12 protein-coding genes are annotated in these 17,816 nt (G+C 44.2%); 7 read left to right on the top strand and 5 right to left on the bottom strand.

The features are described from left to right. Nucleotides 1–6 precede the first annotated feature (6 nt). The 7 genes from ftsZ to AC4E96_RS06855 all read left to right on the top strand — a co-directional run bounded on the left by ftsZ (nucleotide 7) and on the right by AC4E96_RS06855 (nucleotide 10,973). The gene (gene ftsZ / locus AC4E96_RS06885; RefSeq protein WP_490255327.1) at nucleotides 7–1,182 is read left to right on the top strand and encodes a cell division protein FtsZ; all 1,176 of its coding nucleotides are present in this window, start codon (nucleotides 7–9) and stop codon (nucleotides 1,180–1,182) included. 130 nt (nucleotides 1,183–1,312) lie between these two features. Continuing rightward, nucleotides 1,313–2,224, top strand: a complete 912-nt coding sequence (gene lpxC, locus AC4E96_RS06880) for a UDP-3-O-acyl-N-acetylglucosamine deacetylase (protein WP_490255313.1) — start codon at nucleotides 1,313–1,315, stop codon at nucleotides 2,222–2,224. A 252-nt stretch (nucleotides 2,225–2,476) separates the two neighbouring features. Further along, nucleotides 2,477–3,553, top strand: coding sequence for a 4-hydroxyphenylpyruvate dioxygenase (gene hppD / locus AC4E96_RS06875; protein WP_488033440.1), 1,077 nt, complete (start codon nucleotides 2,477–2,479; stop codon nucleotides 3,551–3,553). A gap of 78 nt (nucleotides 3,554–3,631) precedes the next feature. Continuing rightward, nucleotides 3,632–4,174, top strand: coding sequence for a VOC family protein (locus AC4E96_RS06870; RefSeq protein WP_488033439.1), 543 nt, complete (start codon nucleotides 3,632–3,634; stop codon nucleotides 4,172–4,174). Nucleotides 4,175–4,187: 13 nt separating this feature from the next. Then, nucleotides 4,188–5,195 carry a fumarylacetoacetate hydrolase family protein gene (locus AC4E96_RS06865; RefSeq protein ID WP_488033438.1) on the top strand — a complete coding sequence of 336 codons (1,008 nt, stop codon included), beginning with the start codon at nucleotides 4,188–4,190 and terminating at the stop codon, nucleotides 5,193–5,195. Between the two features lie 148 nt (nucleotides 5,196–5,343). Then, complete coding sequence (locus AC4E96_RS06860; protein WP_490255312.1) at nucleotides 5,344–7,140, top strand: patatin-like phospholipase family protein; 1,797 nt, start codon at nucleotides 5,344–5,346, stop codon at nucleotides 7,138–7,140. After that, the gene (locus AC4E96_RS06855; RefSeq protein WP_490255311.1) at nucleotides 7,140–10,973 is read left to right on the top strand and encodes an amino acid adenylation domain-containing protein; all 3,834 of its coding nucleotides are present in this window, start codon (nucleotides 7,140–7,142) and stop codon (nucleotides 10,971–10,973) included. The genes AC4E96_RS06860 and AC4E96_RS06855 overlap by 1 nt, the downstream gene beginning before the upstream one ends. 18 nt (nucleotides 10,974–10,991) lie before the next feature. Here AC4E96_RS06855 and AC4E96_RS06850 read toward each other — a convergent pair whose 3' ends face one another. From AC4E96_RS06850 to leuA, 5 genes are read right to left on the bottom strand one after another with little or no spacing between them, the layout of a single operon-like run. Then, nucleotides 10,992–12,851 (bottom strand): protein kinase domain-containing protein, encoded by a 1,860-nt coding sequence (locus tag AC4E96_RS06850; RefSeq protein ID WP_490255310.1) that lies wholly within the window; start codon nucleotides 12,849–12,851, stop codon nucleotides 10,992–10,994. A 9-nt stretch (nucleotides 12,852–12,860) separates the two neighbouring features. Next, the gene (leuD, locus tag AC4E96_RS06845; RefSeq protein ID WP_490255309.1) at nucleotides 12,861–13,625 is read right to left on the bottom strand and encodes a 3-isopropylmalate dehydratase small subunit; all 765 of its coding nucleotides are present in this window, start codon (nucleotides 13,623–13,625) and stop codon (nucleotides 12,861–12,863) included. A 45-nt stretch (nucleotides 13,626–13,670) separates the two neighbouring features. Next, the gene (gene leuC / locus AC4E96_RS06840) at nucleotides 13,671–15,077 is read right to left on the bottom strand and encodes a 3-isopropylmalate dehydratase large subunit (protein WP_490255308.1); all 1,407 of its coding nucleotides are present in this window, start codon (nucleotides 15,075–15,077) and stop codon (nucleotides 13,671–13,673) included. Further along, on the bottom strand, nucleotides 15,058–16,167 hold the full coding sequence (gene leuB / locus AC4E96_RS06835) for a 3-isopropylmalate dehydrogenase (protein ID WP_490255307.1): 1,110 nt from the start codon (nucleotides 16,165–16,167) through the stop codon (nucleotides 15,058–15,060). Before leuB ends, leuC begins: the two co-directional genes overlap by 20 nt. Next, complete coding sequence (gene leuA / locus AC4E96_RS06830; RefSeq protein ID WP_490255326.1) at nucleotides 16,160–17,788, bottom strand: 2-isopropylmalate synthase; 1,629 nt, start codon at nucleotides 17,786–17,788, stop codon at nucleotides 16,160–16,162. The genes leuB and leuA overlap by 8 nt, the downstream gene beginning before the upstream one ends. Nucleotides 17,789–17,816 lie beyond the last annotated feature (28 nt).

Raw genomic sequence — 17,816 nt, 5'->3', positions numbered from 1 at the left:
ATGACAATGTTTGAATTAATGGATGATCATAATGAAGAAGCTGTCATCAAAGTATTTGGTGTTGGCGGTGGCGGCGGTAATGCCGTTGATCACATGGTTAAAGAGTCAATCGAAGGCGTAGAGTTTATTGCAGCAAATACCGATGCTCAGGCATTGCGTAAGTCTGAAGCTGGTATGACGTTACAATTGGGCTCTGCAGTCACAAAAGGTTTAGGCGCGGGTGCAAACCCAGAAGTAGGTCGCCAAGCAGCGATTGAAGATCGCGAAAACATTGCAGCAGCAATGCAAGGCGCAGACATGATCTTCATCGCAGCAGGCATGGGCGGTGGCACTGGTACCGGTGCTGCGCCAGTGGTTGCTGAAATCGCGAAAGAGTTAGGCATTTTGACAGTTGCAGTGGTAACTAAGCCATTCAACTTTGAAGGTAAAAAGCGTCTAAGTTATGCAGAACAAGGTATCGAGCAGTTAGCCAATCAAGTTGACTCATTGATTACGATTCCAAATGACAAGCTACTAAAAGTGTTAGGTCCAAAGACCAGCTTGTTAGATGCGTTTAAAGAAGCAAACAACGTATTACTTGGTGCAGTTCAAGGTATCGCAGAATTAATTACGTTACCTGGATTGATCAATGTTGACTTTGCTGACGTAAAAACAGTGATGTCTGAAATGGGTAACGCCATGATGGGGACAGGTTCGGCGTCTGGTCCAGACCGTGCTCAAGAAGCGGCCGAAGCGGCAATTGCTTCTCCATTATTAGAAGACATCGACCTTGCAGGTGCCAAAGGTATTTTGGTTAACGTAACTGCAGGTATGGACTTGACCATTGAAGAGTTCGATATGATCGGTAACACAGTCAAAGCGTTTGCTTCTGAAAACGCAACGGTTGTTGTTGGTACGGTTATCAACATGGAGATGGATGAAGAATTACGTGTAACAGTAGTTGCAACGGGTATCGGTGGTGACAAGCGAGCAGACATTTCACTAGTCTCGTCTGGGCACCAATCAACACCTGCTCAGTCAGCGCAAAGTTACTCAAACAATCGCTCTTCAGCGGCAGTAGCTCAGCAACCACAACCAATGGTAGAGCCAGAGCAAAAAGCCTTAATTGAGCCTGAAGAAAAGAAAGAAGAAGTAGAAAGCTACTTCGACATTCCTGCGTTTTTGAGAAAACAAGCTGATTAAATTTTGCACTATTGAACTGTGGTCGGATTTGTTATATAATACGCGCCACTTTTTTGCTCGGTTAATAACCAATTGGAATTAACCGAGCATTTTGTTCACTATTTAATCGATGAGGGTTGTTAACGCAGATATGATTAAACAACGCACTATTAAATCACCTGTGACGTCTACAGGGATTGGATTACACAAAGGTGAGAAGGTCACATTAACTCTCCGTCCAGCGGCAGAAAATACGGGTATCGTATTTTTGCGCACTGACCTGTCTCCTATGGCTGAGTTCAAAGCGACACCTGAATTGGTGGGCGATACTCAGATGTGTACGTGCTTGATTAATGATGCGGGCCAACGCTTATCAACCACAGAGCACCTTATGGCTGCTGTGGCGAGCTTAGCGATCGACAACTTAATTATTGAAGTAGATGCAGCAGAGATCCCAATTATGGACGGTAGTTCATTACCGTTCATTTACTTGTTGCAACAAGCTGAGATCATCGAGCAAAACAGCTTACGTCGTTATATCAAAGTAACCAAGCCAGTTCGTGTTGAACTAGACGGTAAATGGGCAGAATTACGTCCATATGACGGTTTCAAAATCGACTTCAAAATCGAATTTGATCACCCTGTCATCTCACAGTCGAACCAACGCGTGACACTTGATATTACTGCTGATTCATTTTTGAAGAACATCAGTCGTGCTCGTACTTTTGGTTTCATGCGTGATATCGAATACCTACGCAATAACAATCTTGCGCTAGGCGGTAACATGGACAACGCCATTGTTTTAGACGAATTCAGAGTACTGAACCCAGATGGTCTTCGTTACGATGACGAATTTGTTAAGCACAAAATTCTTGATGCTGTCGGTGACTTATACATGACAGGTACACCACTATTAGCCGAGTTTGTTGCCTTTAAATCAGGCCATGACCTTAACAACAAAGTCTTAGTCGAGCTAATGAAGCAACAAGATTGTTGGGAATACGTCACCTTTGATGACGAAGCTCCTGAAGGTGTTCGCCAAGCAATTCCAGCATTGGCTTAAAACCAAACAAATTAAACAAAAACGCAGCAATCAGCTGCGTTTTTTTGTGCGTAAAGATTTCTTTCCCCCACTTTCAAAACCTAAATCACAAAGCTTTTCTTCGTTCAAATAAGATTTGATATATTGACGCCCAACAGAATAGGGCTTTTGCATTTGTACAAAATGCCCTCACACAATAATCCAAACAGCTGATAGTCAATGTAATAAGTTTCATTATGAGCTGTGAACACAAAGAATAGATAGGGGAAGGCAATGGCCGACTTGTTTGAAAATCCAATGGGATTAAATGGTTTTGAATTTGTAGAGTTTACGGCACCTGAAAAAGGCATCCTAGAAACGATGTTTGCTTCTATGGGCTTTACTAAAGTTGCTCGTCACCGTTCAAAAGATGTTGAGTTATGGCGTCAAGGCGACATCAACTTCATCACTAACTACACAAAAGGCAGCCACGCAGACTATTACGCACAAGAACACGGTCCTTCTGCATGTGGTTTAGCGTTCCGCGTAAAAGACGCGCAGTTTGCTTACAACCGTGCCATCGAAAAAGGCGCGCAACCTGTAAATGTTGAAACGGGTCCTATGGAGCTTCGTCTACCTGCTATCAAAGGTATCGGTGGTGCAAACTTGTACATGATTGACCGTTATAAAGATGGCGAGAGCATCTACGACATCGATTTTAACTGGATTGAAGGCGTTGACCGTCGTCCTGAAGGTTGTGGTTTCCACACACTTGACCACTTAACGCACAACGTTTATCGCGGTCGTATGGACTACTGGGCAAGCTACTACGAAGATTTATTTAACTTCCGTGAAATTCGTTATTTCGACATCAAAGGTGAGTACACTGGTCTATTATCTAAAGCGATGACAGCACCAGATGGCAAGATCCGTATTCCACTAAACGAAGAAGCTGCTGGTGGTGGCGGTCAAATCGAAGAATTCTTAATGCAATACAACGGTGAAGGTATCCAGCATATCGCGTTTGCTTGTGATGACCTGATCGCTTGTTGGGACCGTTTAAAGAAAGCCGGTGTTGAATTTATGACAGCGCCTCCGGGCACATACTACGACATGTTAGAAGAGCGTTTACCAGGGCACGGCGAGCCAGTAGACGAGTTAAAAGCACGTGGTATTTTGTTAGACGGTACAACTGAAGGTGGTCAGCCTCGCCTATTACTACAAATCTTCTCGGCACCAGCATTAGGCCCAGTATTCTTTGAGTTTATTCAACGTAAAGAAGATGAAGGTTTTGGTGAAGGTAACTTCAAGGCACTATTCGAATCTATCGAGCGTGACCAACTAGAACGCGGCGTAATTGGCGACAAATAATTTACTTTTTTTGTTTGTAAGAAAATATCAACTTAATACGGCAATGCACAGTGATGCATTGCCAAATAAGGTAAGACGATGAAAATTACTCGAATTCACCATGTGGCTTATCGTTGTAAAGACGCAAAAGAAACGGTCGAGTTTTACCGTGATCTTTTAAACATGGACTTCCAGTTGGCAATTGCCGAGGACAAAGTTCCTTCTACTGGTGCGCCAGATCCATACATGCACGTTTTCTTAGATGCAGGTCAGGGCAATGTTTTAGCGTTTTTTGAAATTCCAAACTCGCCGGAAATGGGGCGTGATGAAAACACACCAGCTTGGGTGCAGCACATTGCATTTGAAGTCGAAACGATGGATGAGTTACTAGAAGCTAAGTCTCGTTTAGAGGCGGCTGGTGTTGATGTTCTAGGTCCAACAGACCATGCGATCTTTAAGTCGATTTACTTCTTCGATCCAAATGGTCATCGTATTGAGTTGGCGACCAACACGGCTAAGCCGGGTATGCTTGAAGAATTAAAGCGTGTTGCACCAGATATGCTGGACGAGTGGGCGAGAACCAAAAAAGCACCTAATCACGCTGCTTGGTTACACAGCGGCGAAGATTTTAACAAAGAATAAAAGGGATAGATTAATGAAATTAGCAAGCTTAAAGTCAGGCCGTGATGGCCAACTAGTGGTTGTAAACAATGCCCTAACAAAAATGGTTGTTGCCACTGGTATTGCCGATACGATGCAGCAAGCCCTAGACAATTGGGACGAGATAGAGCCTAAGCTAGCGGATCTTTACAATCGTTTAGAAAACGGTGAAGTAGAAGCGCAAGATTTTAACCAAGAAGACTGTCATTCACCTCTACCTCGTGCGTATCAGTGGGCAGACGGCAGTGCATATGTAAATCACGTTGAACTAGTTCGCAAAGCGCGTAACGCAGAAATGCCAGAGAGCTTCTGGACTGATCCACTAATGTACCAAGGTGGCTCTGATAGTTTCCTAGCGCCACGTTCACCAATCGTAATGCCAACAACTGAAGGTTTTGGTGTTGATTTTGAAGCTGAAGTTGCTGTCGTAACTGGCGACGTACCTATGGGCGTTAGTGCAGAAGACGCGCTAGATTACATTCGCTTAGTGATGATTGTTAACGACGTGTCTTTACGTGGTCTAATTCCTAACGAGCTTGGTAAAGGTTTTGGTTTCTTCCAATCTAAGCCATCAAGCGCTTTCTCACCAGTTTGTGCAACGCCAGATCAACTAGGCGACGCATGGAAAGACGGTAAATTATCATTACCGCTAGTGTCTCACTTAAATGGCGAGATGTTTGGTAAGCCAGAAGCCGGTGTAGATATGACCTTTAACTTTGGTCAATTAATTGCACACGCGGCGCGTACTCGTCCTCTTTGTGCGGGTACAATCATTGGTTCAGGCACGGTTTCTAACAAGTTAGACGGCGGCCCTGGTAAGCCTGTGAATGAAGGTGGTGTTGGTTACAGCTGTTTAGCAGAAATCCGTATGATTGAAACGATTAATCACGGTGCGCCAAAAACATCATTCATGCAGTTTGGTGACAACGTCAAAATTGAGATGTTCGACAAGTCTGGCCAATCGCTATTTGGTCTAATTGACCAAGACTTAGTTCAGCAATAGTTATTATTCAGTAGTAGCTAAATCATTAAAAAGCCTTGTTTTTTAGCAAGGTTTTTTGTTTTTTGGGTAATACCTAAGAGACAAAGTTAAATGGATCTGCCATTATAAGTTCAGAAAATATTCTGGAAGTAGAGATGGGATTCATACTATGACGGTTTCGACAAATGAACTGTTTGAACTGTTAAAAGCCAGTGATGACTTTAAGGAATTGAGCTCGGAGGTTGTATTAGAGCTCGCAAAGTCAATGCGGTTACACAATATCAGCGGCGGCAGCACTTTTATCAGAGAAGGTGAGGACGCTAATTCGTTGTTTTTGTTGGTTAGCGGTCGACTGCGTGTCAATCGAATCGATGAACAAGGTAATAAGCTGATGTATAACGAAGTTTTACCGGGTGATTGTATCGGTGAAACGAGTATGATCTTACGTCAAAAGCGCACCGCAGACATCTCTGCTACTCGCGATTCTATTGTCGCTATCTTAACTTATGACCATTATGAAGAGTTAGTTAAACGCTTTCCTGTCGAATTAAATAAAGCTTTTTCTTCTGCTATTTACCGCGAATTACGTCACGAACGATTTGCTGGCCAGCGTCGCCGAGCACAAAGTTTTTATCTCCTTCCAATTCATAACAGCGCAGACATCCATCGATTTGCTAAAAATTTAAAAGTAGCACTAAGCGCAGAGGGTGTTTGTGAAACCCTAAGCACGGAGGACTTACCCGGGTCAGACATTACGAGTTATGAATTGGCAAAAGTGCTAGATGAAAAAGAAATCAGCACCGACTACTTAATTATTGTAGGTGATGGCAGCTTATCAGACATACAGCGCAGTTTGTTTGAACATGCTGACCAACTTATTTTAGTGGCCGATGGCTTGTCTAGTGTTGGCCTGACTGACGTTGAAAAAACCATTGCCCAACACCCCAACTTTCCTCTAATCCGTCGTCATGTAGCTTTAGTTTATCAACAAGAAGCCCACTTTTGCGGAGACCGTTTGGTATGGAATGAACCTCGCGATGCAGAGCGAGTTTACCCTGTTACCCTCAATGAAATAAAAGACTACGAGCGTCTTGGTCGTTTTTTATTAGAGAAGGCCGTAGGCTTAGTATTAGGTGGTGGCGGTGCTCGCGGTTTTGCTCACCTGGGTATATTAAGGGCTTTTGAAGAAAATAATATTCCCGTTGATTTAATCGGCGGCAACAGTATGGGTGCTCTAATTGGCGCTAGCTACGTTGCGGGCATTCCACGAGAAACGATTCATCAAGAGATAATGAAACACTCTAAAGGCGGCATGAAGTTGACGGTGCCGGTTGTATCCTTAATGTCCAACGCCAATTTAGCTGGCGCATTTCGAGACGCACTTGGTGACGTCAATATTCAAAACTTATGGACGCCATTTTTTGCTGCAGCCTGTAATTTATCTGATGCAGATACGACGGTGATTGACTCAGGGCCATTATGGCGAGCGGTATTGGCGTCAAACTCTCCTGCAGGATTGTTTCCGCCAGTAGTCGTCGACGGCAATTTGTTAGTGGATGGCGCTATTTTGGAAAATGTACCTGTTGCTGCGATGCGTCAAAAGCTAAGTACACCGCTAGAACGTCGTCGTGGTAATGGTCTTGTTATAGCCATTGATGTCGATTTAAAAGATCGATTTGGTGTGGACACTGAGCTTGAAGAAATTTCGCCGTGGCAAAAAGTTAAATCACACTTCACAAAAGAAAAAGACACCTTACCTGGAATTGTCGATATCTTGATGCAAGTAGCCCATGTTGGAGGCTTATCACAGCGCAACTTCACAAAACGAAGTGCTGACATATACTTAGAAGTTCCCTTATCTCAATTTAAGATGATGGACTACAAAAAAGCTGAGCAAATCATTGAGGCCGGGTATCAATTTGCAATGAAAGAAATCGACAAGCTAAAAGATCAGGTACGCAGTTAATGAGCGGGGTGTTATCAAATCCGTTACCCTATTCATTGCCGCAAAAAGAAATTTGGGCAGAGTGGTTGGCGTGGAGTGATGCCACACACTTAAACATTGGTGGATTTTCTAAACTTCAGGGGCCACTCTCTCATGACCTAATGAAGCAGTCACTGATGATGTTGGTCAGTGAAAACGATGCATTGCGATTAGTGCCCAATACTGCTGGTGACCAAATACTGTTAGATACTTATGAACCGTCATTAGTTGTTCAGGACTTTACTGACGAAACAGATCCTCATCAAAAAGCCGTAGATTGGCAACAAGAATGGATGCAAGCCGCCTTTGAAGATTCTAGCGTACCGCCCATTCGTTATGCATTATTACAAGTTGAGCCCGAGTTTCATTATCTAGTTATCCAGTCTTCACACATGATCATGGATGGCTGGAGTTTATCCATTGCTCCACAAAAGTGGGCAGAATGTTATCGTCGCTTGCTGAACTCAAACCGCGCTCAAGGTGAGACTGCTCCTCACTATCCAAGTTATCAAGATTATATTCAAGACTCATTAAAGTATCCTGAATCTAAAAGCTATATCCGTGACCAGGCGTTTTGGGAAAATAAATTGCCTGAACTAAAAGAGACGCTTTTTACCAAAAAATACAGTACGTCAAAGCAGCTTGATCAGGAATTGTCACTCGCTTTTATTAATTACCATCACATCAACGATGACGTGCGACAGTCCGTGTTTGATTTTGCCAAACATGCTGATGCCACTGCATTTCAGGTTTATATGGCGGCGTTGGCTTTGTATTTATTTGATTGCTTGTCAGTTGATGAACTTATCATCGGTATTCCAGCGCTTAATCGCGGTGGTAACAAATATAAAAACACGCTAGGTATGTTTGTCGGCGTGTTGCCGATTACAATACGTCGACCAGAAAGTAGTGACTTTATCGATTTGGTCAACCATGTAAAAACAGAATTAGTCGCTAGCTATCGACACGCAAAATTGCCATTGAGTGAACAATTTAAACGACTCAAAGCTGTGAATAAGGGCAGAGATCGTTTGTTTGACGTTATTTTTTCCTATGAAGTCTTTGAGTTCACTAGCCAGTTTGGAGAAGCCATACTCAGTGATACCAAACAAACGTTTAGTAAATACAGTCGCTTTCCAATGGCTATTTCACTTTGTGATTTTGTCGATGCACAAGATACAGAGGTCATAATTGAGTGTTCAGACCGATACTTCTCCGAGGCCGAAGCGGATTTGGTTGGTGCCAGGTTAGTCAATCTTTTAAAACAATTATGTGGAGAGCAAAAGGCGGCGACAGAAGTGTCAATGTGTACACCTAATGAGCTTGCAAAACTATCCGTGCTTCCTCCACTAGTCCCTCAAGAAAAGAAGATCAGTTTTATTGACCTTGTATTGAGTCACGCCAAGGTTGCGCCAAAACATGTCGCACTGGTCACGCAAGATGCGCAATACAACTATCAAGAGATGGTTAATTCTGCGGTCAATTTGGCGCAGGTCCTTCAAAGTCACGATGTTAAAAAAGGCGATCATGTCATTCTTGCCCTGCATCGAGGGCCTGAGGTAATAGTGTCGATATTAGCCTGCGGGTTTATCGGTGCGACTTTTATACCGATAGACTTAGATTGGCCATTAAGCCGAGTTAGAAGTATTGCACAACAAGCCAAGCCCACGGCGCTGTTGGTTAATGACCTTAACCTAAGTCGTTATGCAGAACTCGATATTTGTTCACTCGTCATTGATATCCCTGTTTTGCTATCAAAACGTGCAGATTTGCAAAGGCTGGATGAGTATCGCCGTTATAAAGACGTGGCTGCGTACATGTTGTTTACGTCTGGCTCGACGGGAGAGCCAAAAGGCGTCGTGGTTGGACACCAAGCCTTGTTAGCGCGTCTTAATTGGCTAGCAGAAGCGTGGGGACTCACGGCTAAAGACCGTTCTCTACAAGCAACTCAAATTAACTTTGACCCGGCATTGGTCGAGCTATTAGGGCCGTTATATGCTGGTGGTAGTGTTGCATTTCCACCGTCGGGAAGGTTGTTACCCGAATGGTTACCTGCCTATATTAGCCAATTTAATGCGACTTTTATGGCGTTTGTACCATCGACATTACGACGTTTTCTCGATGGCTTAGAGCCTAATCAAATTTTACCATTGAGGGTTTGTTGTTGCGGCGGTGAAGTCCTGTCCTATGACATTGCTCACGATTTTATTCGACTGACCAATGCTAATTTGTACAACGTCTATGGACCGACCGAAGCCACTATTTTTTGTACCGCGTGGCAAGTTCATCCACATCAAGTCACTTCAACCGCCATGCCAGTGGGTAAACCATTGTTTGGTAGCAAAATATATATAGTGAACCCAGATAATCAACTACAGCCTTATGGTGTGGTTGGTGAGATTTTAATTGGTGGTGCTGGTTTAGCAGAAGAGTATTTATCTAAACCAGAGGAAACAGATAGCAAATTTGTCAGGTTGACGTTACCAGGTAACAAGTCCATTCGCGCTTACCGTACGGGTGATAATGGCTGGCTAGACTGCGACGGCGTACTGCACTTTGTTGGTCGACAAGACCGCCAAGTCAAATTACGAGGTTACCGTATCGAGTTAACTGAAATTGAAAATGCCTTAATGAGTATTGACGGTGTCCATTTAGCGGCGGTTCAGTTATCAAATAAGGGAGCCAAATCCAGTTTATCAGCGTGGTACGAAGCACACAAAGATTTATCAGAATCAGCGGTTCGTGCGGTACTTGCCAGTCATTTACCTGACTATATGGTACCCGAAAAGATTAAACGCTTAACTCATATGCCCGTCACACACTCTGCAAAAGTGGACTATCGTGCATTACCTAGGATTGTTGATTCGTACGAACAAGAGACGGCCAGAGAACCCGTTGGGCCACTCGAACACCAAATTTTGGCAATATGGCAGAAGCACATAGAGGCTACTCAACCCATTAATGTAAACAGTCACTTTTTTGAAATTGGTGGGGATTCTTTGGCGGCCGTCATTTGTCTAAATGAGATAGAGCAACTCGTAGGTCAACGATTATCATTACATCAATTAGTTGCGAATCCGACCATATCTGGAATGGCCGAAGTGATTAATCACCAACTTCAGTTACCCCAGCTTTTGGTGAGCTTGGGCGATACGACAAGGCAAAAAAGTTTGTTTATTGCCGCGTCTGGAAACGGTGACTTAATGCGTTTTCAAAGTCTGGCAAAATGCCTTAAAGGCTCGGCTGATATCCACATGTTACAACCGCCAGGAAATGTTGATGATATTAGTATTAATGATTTAGCGAGTTTATACGCCGAAAAAATTATTGAGCGGGGCGACAAATCAATTTACTTGGCCGGTTTTTCTGTTGGTGGTTTAGTGGCGCTCGAACTCGCTCAACAACTCAAACAAAAAGGCGTGTGCGTGGAGCATTTATTTATTGTCGACACCATTTTGATGAATATGCCAAGGCCGCTTATTTGGGCATGGAAAAAGTTGTCAAAATGGGTGGCGCGTTGGCACGTTCCCTCGCAAAGGCAAAAAGGCTCACGACTTTTAAGTGCTATTCAGGATCACGGCTTATTGATGCAGGTCAGTGCAATGAGAAAGTACCAGTTGAGTAAGTACGACTGCCCAGCTGTTTTGATTAAATCGTCAGCTTACCGATTGATACATGGACTATTACTGGGCGGTTGGAAAAAAGTTTTTGTTGGTAAGTTTGGTGAAGTCGAAATTGAAACCTCGCACTCTGCGTTTTTTCAACCGGGACGGGTCGAGCAACTTGGCGCAGTAATAAAAAGCAAACTTGATTAGGTGTTTAGGTTTTAGGTTTTAGTCACTGAGTTCAAGTGAGGAAATATAGGCCTTTGGGTTTTTCGGGTAAAACTGTGTCGGTAGTGACTCAATACTTGAGAAGCTGCGAATGTCTTTATATGGTAGTTTCATGTAGCCCGATACGCCTAACCCTCTGATTAATGAGACTTTAGCTAAAATGCTCGACAACAACTTTGCAAACTCGGCTTCTTTTTTCAAATCCAATAACTTGTAATAATTGTGGATCTTCATGTGTTTTTCATAGACTTCGAAGATGATGCAACCAGTATGATGAATTTTGTTGAGCGCTTCTAAGTCACTAATAATTTCTGTTGGCAGTGTCAATTGCTCATCGGGGTCTTGGCCATCTTCAAAGTAAGAGTGCAGACGCTCTGGCTTTTCCACGGTTGAGGTGACTAGTGCCTTATCAAAGGTAATAGCTTGTGTCTCGGAGGGAACGTAGGGCTCATCAGAAGATTTTCTGTCTAAGTGAATTGTCCTTTTTGCGTCAAACAAACAGGCTTTAAATATCCCTTCACGCTTAATCGCTCTTGCCAAGTGAACTAGGTTATCAACGACTTCACTGAATGACTTTTCTAGTCGCTTGTCAAAGACACTTAAACTACTGTCTATAGAAACTGAATTATCATTCCAGTTGATAACGAGGCCACCAACAACCGGGAATTTGCCTAAACGACTCACCGCACTGATAAAAGCCTTTTCGTTTTCACCCATGCCAGATAAATAATTTTTGTAGTAATGGTCTAGTTGCACACTATTTACGTCCGACAAGTTGCCGTCTTGTTGGCTTTGTTGAAACTCTTCCATCAAAAATGATTTTCGAGAGCTATAAACAACCGTGTCTATATCTTTAATTTGGTTAGCAAAGTGAATCGGCAACAAGGCCTTGGCTTGAGGCATTGGAATTGTGGGTAAGTATAAATTTCGCAGGTGCTTCATATTATTAATAAAATAATCACCGGCTTCGGCTCTGCGCTGCGGGCATGGGTCGAGCATAGCATCGAGTAACAAAGCGAACTCTTGAGGTAACCCTAGGCTTTTAGCTGGGATGACTTTTCGGCCAAATCGACAACCTTGGTTGGATGCCAACGCATACAAAGTACTTGCTACTCCTTGTTCATCAAACCTTGGAGAAGAAACATCACCCGCCATTTGTTCAGGGCCAATAAAATACACATCACCTAGACGACTATTTGATGATTGTAAGTCAGAGGACAATAAGTCCATGATGTTATCTTGAGTGGGATTACCATCGATATCGACTTGAGCAAATACCGCCGAGCCCCAGTCAATCAAAGATATTTGATTGAGTTCGTCGTCAAATGTCAGGTTAGATGGTTTGATATCACCATGAACTAATGGCCTTGCTTTATTCCCAATTCGGACGCTACGTAAATATTTCAAAATGTCAGCAAGTTGAGCGGCGATATCAATGATTTGGCGCGGGGAAAGTTTGCCGTGTTTAAGAGAGTACTGCTCCAAGTCCATGCCAATACCGCGGTCCATTTCGATGATCCCTTGGGCACGATTAATCACAAATTGATGAAAGCGAGGAATGAGTGGGTGAGACAAATAGCTCATCATTTCGGCTTCTTCGCGCAATCGTTCTCGAACGGATGGAGGCAGGGTGATCCGAGAGAACTTAAAGACTTTGTGATGGCCTTTTTCGTCTTCACCTTTAAAGGCAAAACCGTACGCACCCGAACCAAGTAATTCGACTTGATCGTAACCGAGTTTGTTTAATTGTTTTTCACAAATACCTATCCATTGACGTAACTTTTTTGAATCGTTCGTCGACAGCAAATAAATTGATTGCTGCTCTGGAATGTAAAAGTTCTTTAATGGATTTGCGTACATGAGTATTCGCTATAACCAAGGTTGTTGAGTCGAACGGTGCTGTTCAAACTCATTGATCTGTTGTTCATATTGCAAACTCACATCAATAAAATCAAGCCCACTCAATAACCTGTGCTTCACATCTTCTGGTATGTCAAACGCCCACACTTGCTGAGCTCTTGTACTCGTTTGTTCATGCACTTGTGTGTTCGCTCGTCCATTTACTTGCTTATTTACCTGTCCATTTAGTTGTCTATGCAGCACTTCAACTCGCTGATTTTTTAAATCAATTCCCAAACTTACCGCTTTAGCTGGAATATTTTTGATTGAATCAGAATTATTGTGAACACTGACCAAACCGATTAACTCTTGGATATCTTGATTTGAAAGCGTGATGGGCAGTAATTGGTTATTTACGCAGTTACTGTAAAAGATATCGGCAAAACTCGGAGCAATTACGACCTGAAAACCATATTGTTGTAGTGCCCAAGGAGCGTGTTCGCGACTTGAGCCACAACCAAAGTTATCTTGCGTGACCAAAATACTTGCACCTTGATAAACCGGTTGGTTTAAAACAAAGCTATCTGCGTTCGGTCCATAGCGCCAATCATAGAATAGGGCATCACCAAAGCCATCGCGTGAAACAGAGGTCAAAAACTGTTTTGGAATAATTTGGTCTGTATCGACATTGGATTTGTCTAATGGGATTGCAGTGCCGATGTGAAAATAGTTGCTTTCATCCGTGCTTGGATAGTCATTTGCTTGAACATTTGTTTTTGGGCTGCGGTTACTCATTATTTTCTCCTCCATTCTTATTTGGCGTGGCGTTTGGGTACCAACCTAAACACTGCGTTCGGCATCAGTTATTGCTAATTTACCTGTAATAGCGGCGGTTGCTGCCATTTGAGGTGACATTAGGTGTGTGCGGCCTTGGCTTCCTTGGCGTCCCTCAAAGTTTCGATTTGAAGTCGATGCACAGCGTTGCCCTGGTGCTAATCGGTCATCATTCATCGCCAAACACATGGAACAGCCCGGTTCACGCCATTCACATCCTGCTTCGATAAATACTTTATCAAGTCCTTCCAACTCAGCTTGCCTCTTAACCGGAACTGAACCTGGAACGATTAACGCGGTCACGTCTTTGGCGACCGTTTTACCTTTTAAAACTTGTGCCGCTGAGCGCAAGTCTTCAATCCGACTATTGGTACAAGAACCGATAAATACGACATCAATGTTTACATCAGACAGGCGGCTTCCCGGCTCGAGGTTCATGTATTTTAAAGCCTGGCGCATGGCATCTGCTTTGACTAGGTTTGGCTCTAAGTCGGGATTAGGAATACATTCATCAATCGCAATGACTTGTTCTGGCGAGGTTCCCCACGTTGACATCGGCTTGATTTGTTTTGCGTCTATTTCGATGACTTTGTCGAAATAAGCGTCAGGGTCTGAAGCCAACGATCGCCAATGTTCAACAGCGCGTTGCCAATTTTCACCCTGTGGGGCATTAGGCCTACCTTCAAGGTAGTTGAATGTGGTTTCATCCGGGGCAATAAGACCTGCCCGGGCGCCCATTTCTATACTCATGTTACACAACGTCATGCGGCCTTCCATGGATAGGCTAGTGATGGCTTCTCCTGTATATTCAATGACAAAACCGGTGCCGCCTGCGGTTCCTACTTTTTGGATAATCGCTAAGGCTATGTCCTTGGCACTGACTGATGGATGTGGCTGATTGTAGACGTTTATTCTTAGAGTTTTGGCTTTCTTTTGCGGTAGGGTTTGGGTCGCCAATACGTGCTCGACTTCTGAGGTGCCGATACCAAAAGCTAACGCGCCAAAAGCGCCATGTGTCGAGGTGTGTGAGTCACCGCACACAATGGTACAGCCGGGTAGTGTAAAGCCCTGTTCGGGACCAACAACATGCACAATTCCCTGATTGTCATGGCTTAAATCATACAGCTCAATACCAAACTCTTGGCAATTGTCAGCCAATGCAGCGAGCTGGTGTTGGGCGACCTCGGACGCTGCATTCCAGTCACGTGACAAGGTTGATACATTGTGGTCCATGGTCGCAATGGTTCGTTTTGGATCTTTGACCTTTCGATTGGCTATTCTCAACCCCGAAAAGGCCTGTGGTGAAGTGACTTCATGTACTAAGTGACGGTCGATAAACAACAAGTCGGTGTGCTCATTAAGCGGCGAAACCACATGCTGTTGCCAAATTTTTTCAAATAATGTTGCTGACATATTTTGACACTCCTTGTGCGATAAAGCTGCCGACTTGGTCGGTGGAATAATGAGGGTATTGGTTGGCTAAGTCTGGGGTCAGTTTGCCATCTTTGATCACTTCTTCTACTGCGAACTCAATCGCATCAGCAACCACAGGTAAACCAAGGCTGTATCTAAACATCATTGCCGCAGAAAGAATTTGAGCGATAGGGTTGGCTATGTTTTTACCCGCAATATCAGGGGCACTGCCACCGGCCGGTTCGTACAAACCGAATTTGTTTTTGTTGATACTCGCAGAGGGTAGTAAGCCCATTGAGCCTGTGATCATGGCGCATTCGTCCGACAAGATATCGCCAAATAAATTGTCACATAACAACACATCAAACTGGCTTGGGGCCTTAATGAGCTGCATCGTCGCATTGTCGATGTAGATGTGTTCTAAGGTGACCTCAGGATAGTCTTGGCTTACCTCAATGACGGTTTCTCGCCACAACATGCTGGTTTGTAAAACGTTCGCTTTATCCACCGACGTCACCTTCTTTGTTTTACGTTGTCGTGCGGCTTGAAAGGCGAGGTGGGTAATACGTTCGATTTCGTCTTTAGAGTAAGTTTGCGTGTCGAAGGCAAAGGTTTTACCTTTCTCGGTTTTGTTTTCTTTGCGGCCTTTGTCGCCAAAGTAAATGCCACCAGTCAGCTCTCTTATGACCATAATATCAAAGCCTTCACTCGCAATGTCAGCGCGCAGCGGACAGGAAGAAGTGAGTGCTTGTACAAGCTTGGCGGGACGTAAATTACAAAACAACTCGAAATGTTTTCTAAGTGGCAAAAGGGCACCGCGTTCGGGTTGTTGTTCTGGCGGTAAGTCAGCCCATTTAGGACCGCCTACCGACCCAAACAGTATGGCTTCTGCCGCTTCGCATGTTTGCAATGTCGAATCAGGTAAAGCCGTTCCATGATTATCGATGGCGATACCGCCAACATCGGCGAATTGGTAATTTAAAGTAAAATCAAAACGCTGTTGGCATGCATCCAATACGGTCAGGCACGCTGACATAATTTCAGGGCCGATACCATCTCCGGATAAAACGGCAATGTTGTAGTTAGGCATGATTTGCTACCTCCTTGTTGACGCCTGACTCAGTTATTTTGCTCACGCTAGGTTGGGCTTTGTTGTGCTTAACTTTAACCTTTACCTCTGCAACGGCACGGGCTCTGTGTAATAAATTCAACACATTTACATATGCTTTGGCGGAGGCTTTGACGATGTCGGTGGCCAAACCCGCACCGTGGTATCGGCGGCCTTTTGATTCAACTTCAATATCCACTTGGCCAATCGCTGATTCACCTTTGCCTTTTGCTGACAAGGCATAGTGGACCAAGTTTAGTGGCTGGCCAGTGATTCGGTTTATGGCTTGATAAGTGGCTTCTACTGGGCCATTTCCGGTGGCGGCTTCTGTACTAGATTCGCCTCCGACAGTCAGGGTAACCGTTGCTGTGGCGACTTGATTGCTGGTGGTCGTCGTGTTGAGAAACGACAACTGATAATGATCGTCTGCTTGTTCTAGCAAGTTGTTATACATCAAAGCTTCTAAATCGTAGTCGTAAACCGTACCTTTTTTGTCGGCCAAGGCAACAAACTGCTGATAAAAGGCTTCTAAATCGTAATCGTTTGCTTGGTAGCCAAGCTGTAACAGGCGATGAGCAATAACATGACGTCCTGAACGAGAAGTTAGGTTTAGCTCGTTAGTATTGATGCCGACCTGAGAAGGTTTCATGATCTCGTAGGTGTTTTGTGCCTTTAAAATACCGTCTTGATGAATACCCGAGCTATGGGCAAATGCGTTGACTCCAACGATGGCCTTGTTGGGCTGGACTGGCATATTACATATTTGTGAAACCATATGACTGGTGCGTTTTATTTCCTGTGTTGTTATGCCAGTGGACAGGCCGAAAAGATCCTTTCTGGTCGCCATGATCATAGCCACTTCTTCCAATGAGCAATTGCCTGCACGCTCACCGATGCCATTGACGGTACACTCAATTTGCCGTGCGCCAGCTTGGACGGCGGCCATGCTATTTGCTACCGCTAGACCTAAGTCGTTATGACAATGAACACTCAACACCGCTTTGTCGATATTACTAACCCTGTTTCGTAACTGGCTGATCATATTCGAATATTCTTGCGGCGTGGTGTAACCCACAGTGTCGGGTAGGTTTATGGTCGTTGCACCTGCATCAATGGCGGCATCGACCATAAAACACAAATCATCAATAGGGGTTCGGGCGGCATCTTCACAGGAAAACTCAACGTCGTCGCTATACTGGCGCGCCAGTTTTATCGATTCAACTGCGCGATATTTAGCTTGCTCCAGACTCAGTTTTAGCTTGTGTTTTAAATGAATCGGCGAGGTGGCGATAAAAGTGTGAATTCGGGCTTGTTCGGCGCTTTTTAAGGCATTTGCACACTGAATGATGTCCTCTTTAACACTTCGAGCAAGGCCACAAATAACCGGTCCTTTTACAGCTTGAGCTATGTCTTGCACTGAAGCGAAGTCTTCAGGAGAAGAGACTGGAAAGCCGACTTCCATGACATCCACATTTAATCGTGCAATCGCGTGGGCGAGCTCGAGCTTGGCGCGACGAGAGAGGCTAGCTCTGAGAGCTTGCTCCCCATCTCGCAGTGTCGTATCAAAAATGATCACTCGATTGTCCTGTCCGTTGTCGCTCATTGTGCGCCTCGCTCTTTCGGTTGTGTTT

Source organism: Psychrosphaera sp., assembly GCF_982872775.1.
The sequence above is the reverse complement of the archived record's forward strand: the minus strand, read 5'-3'. Positions and strand labels throughout refer to the sequence as shown.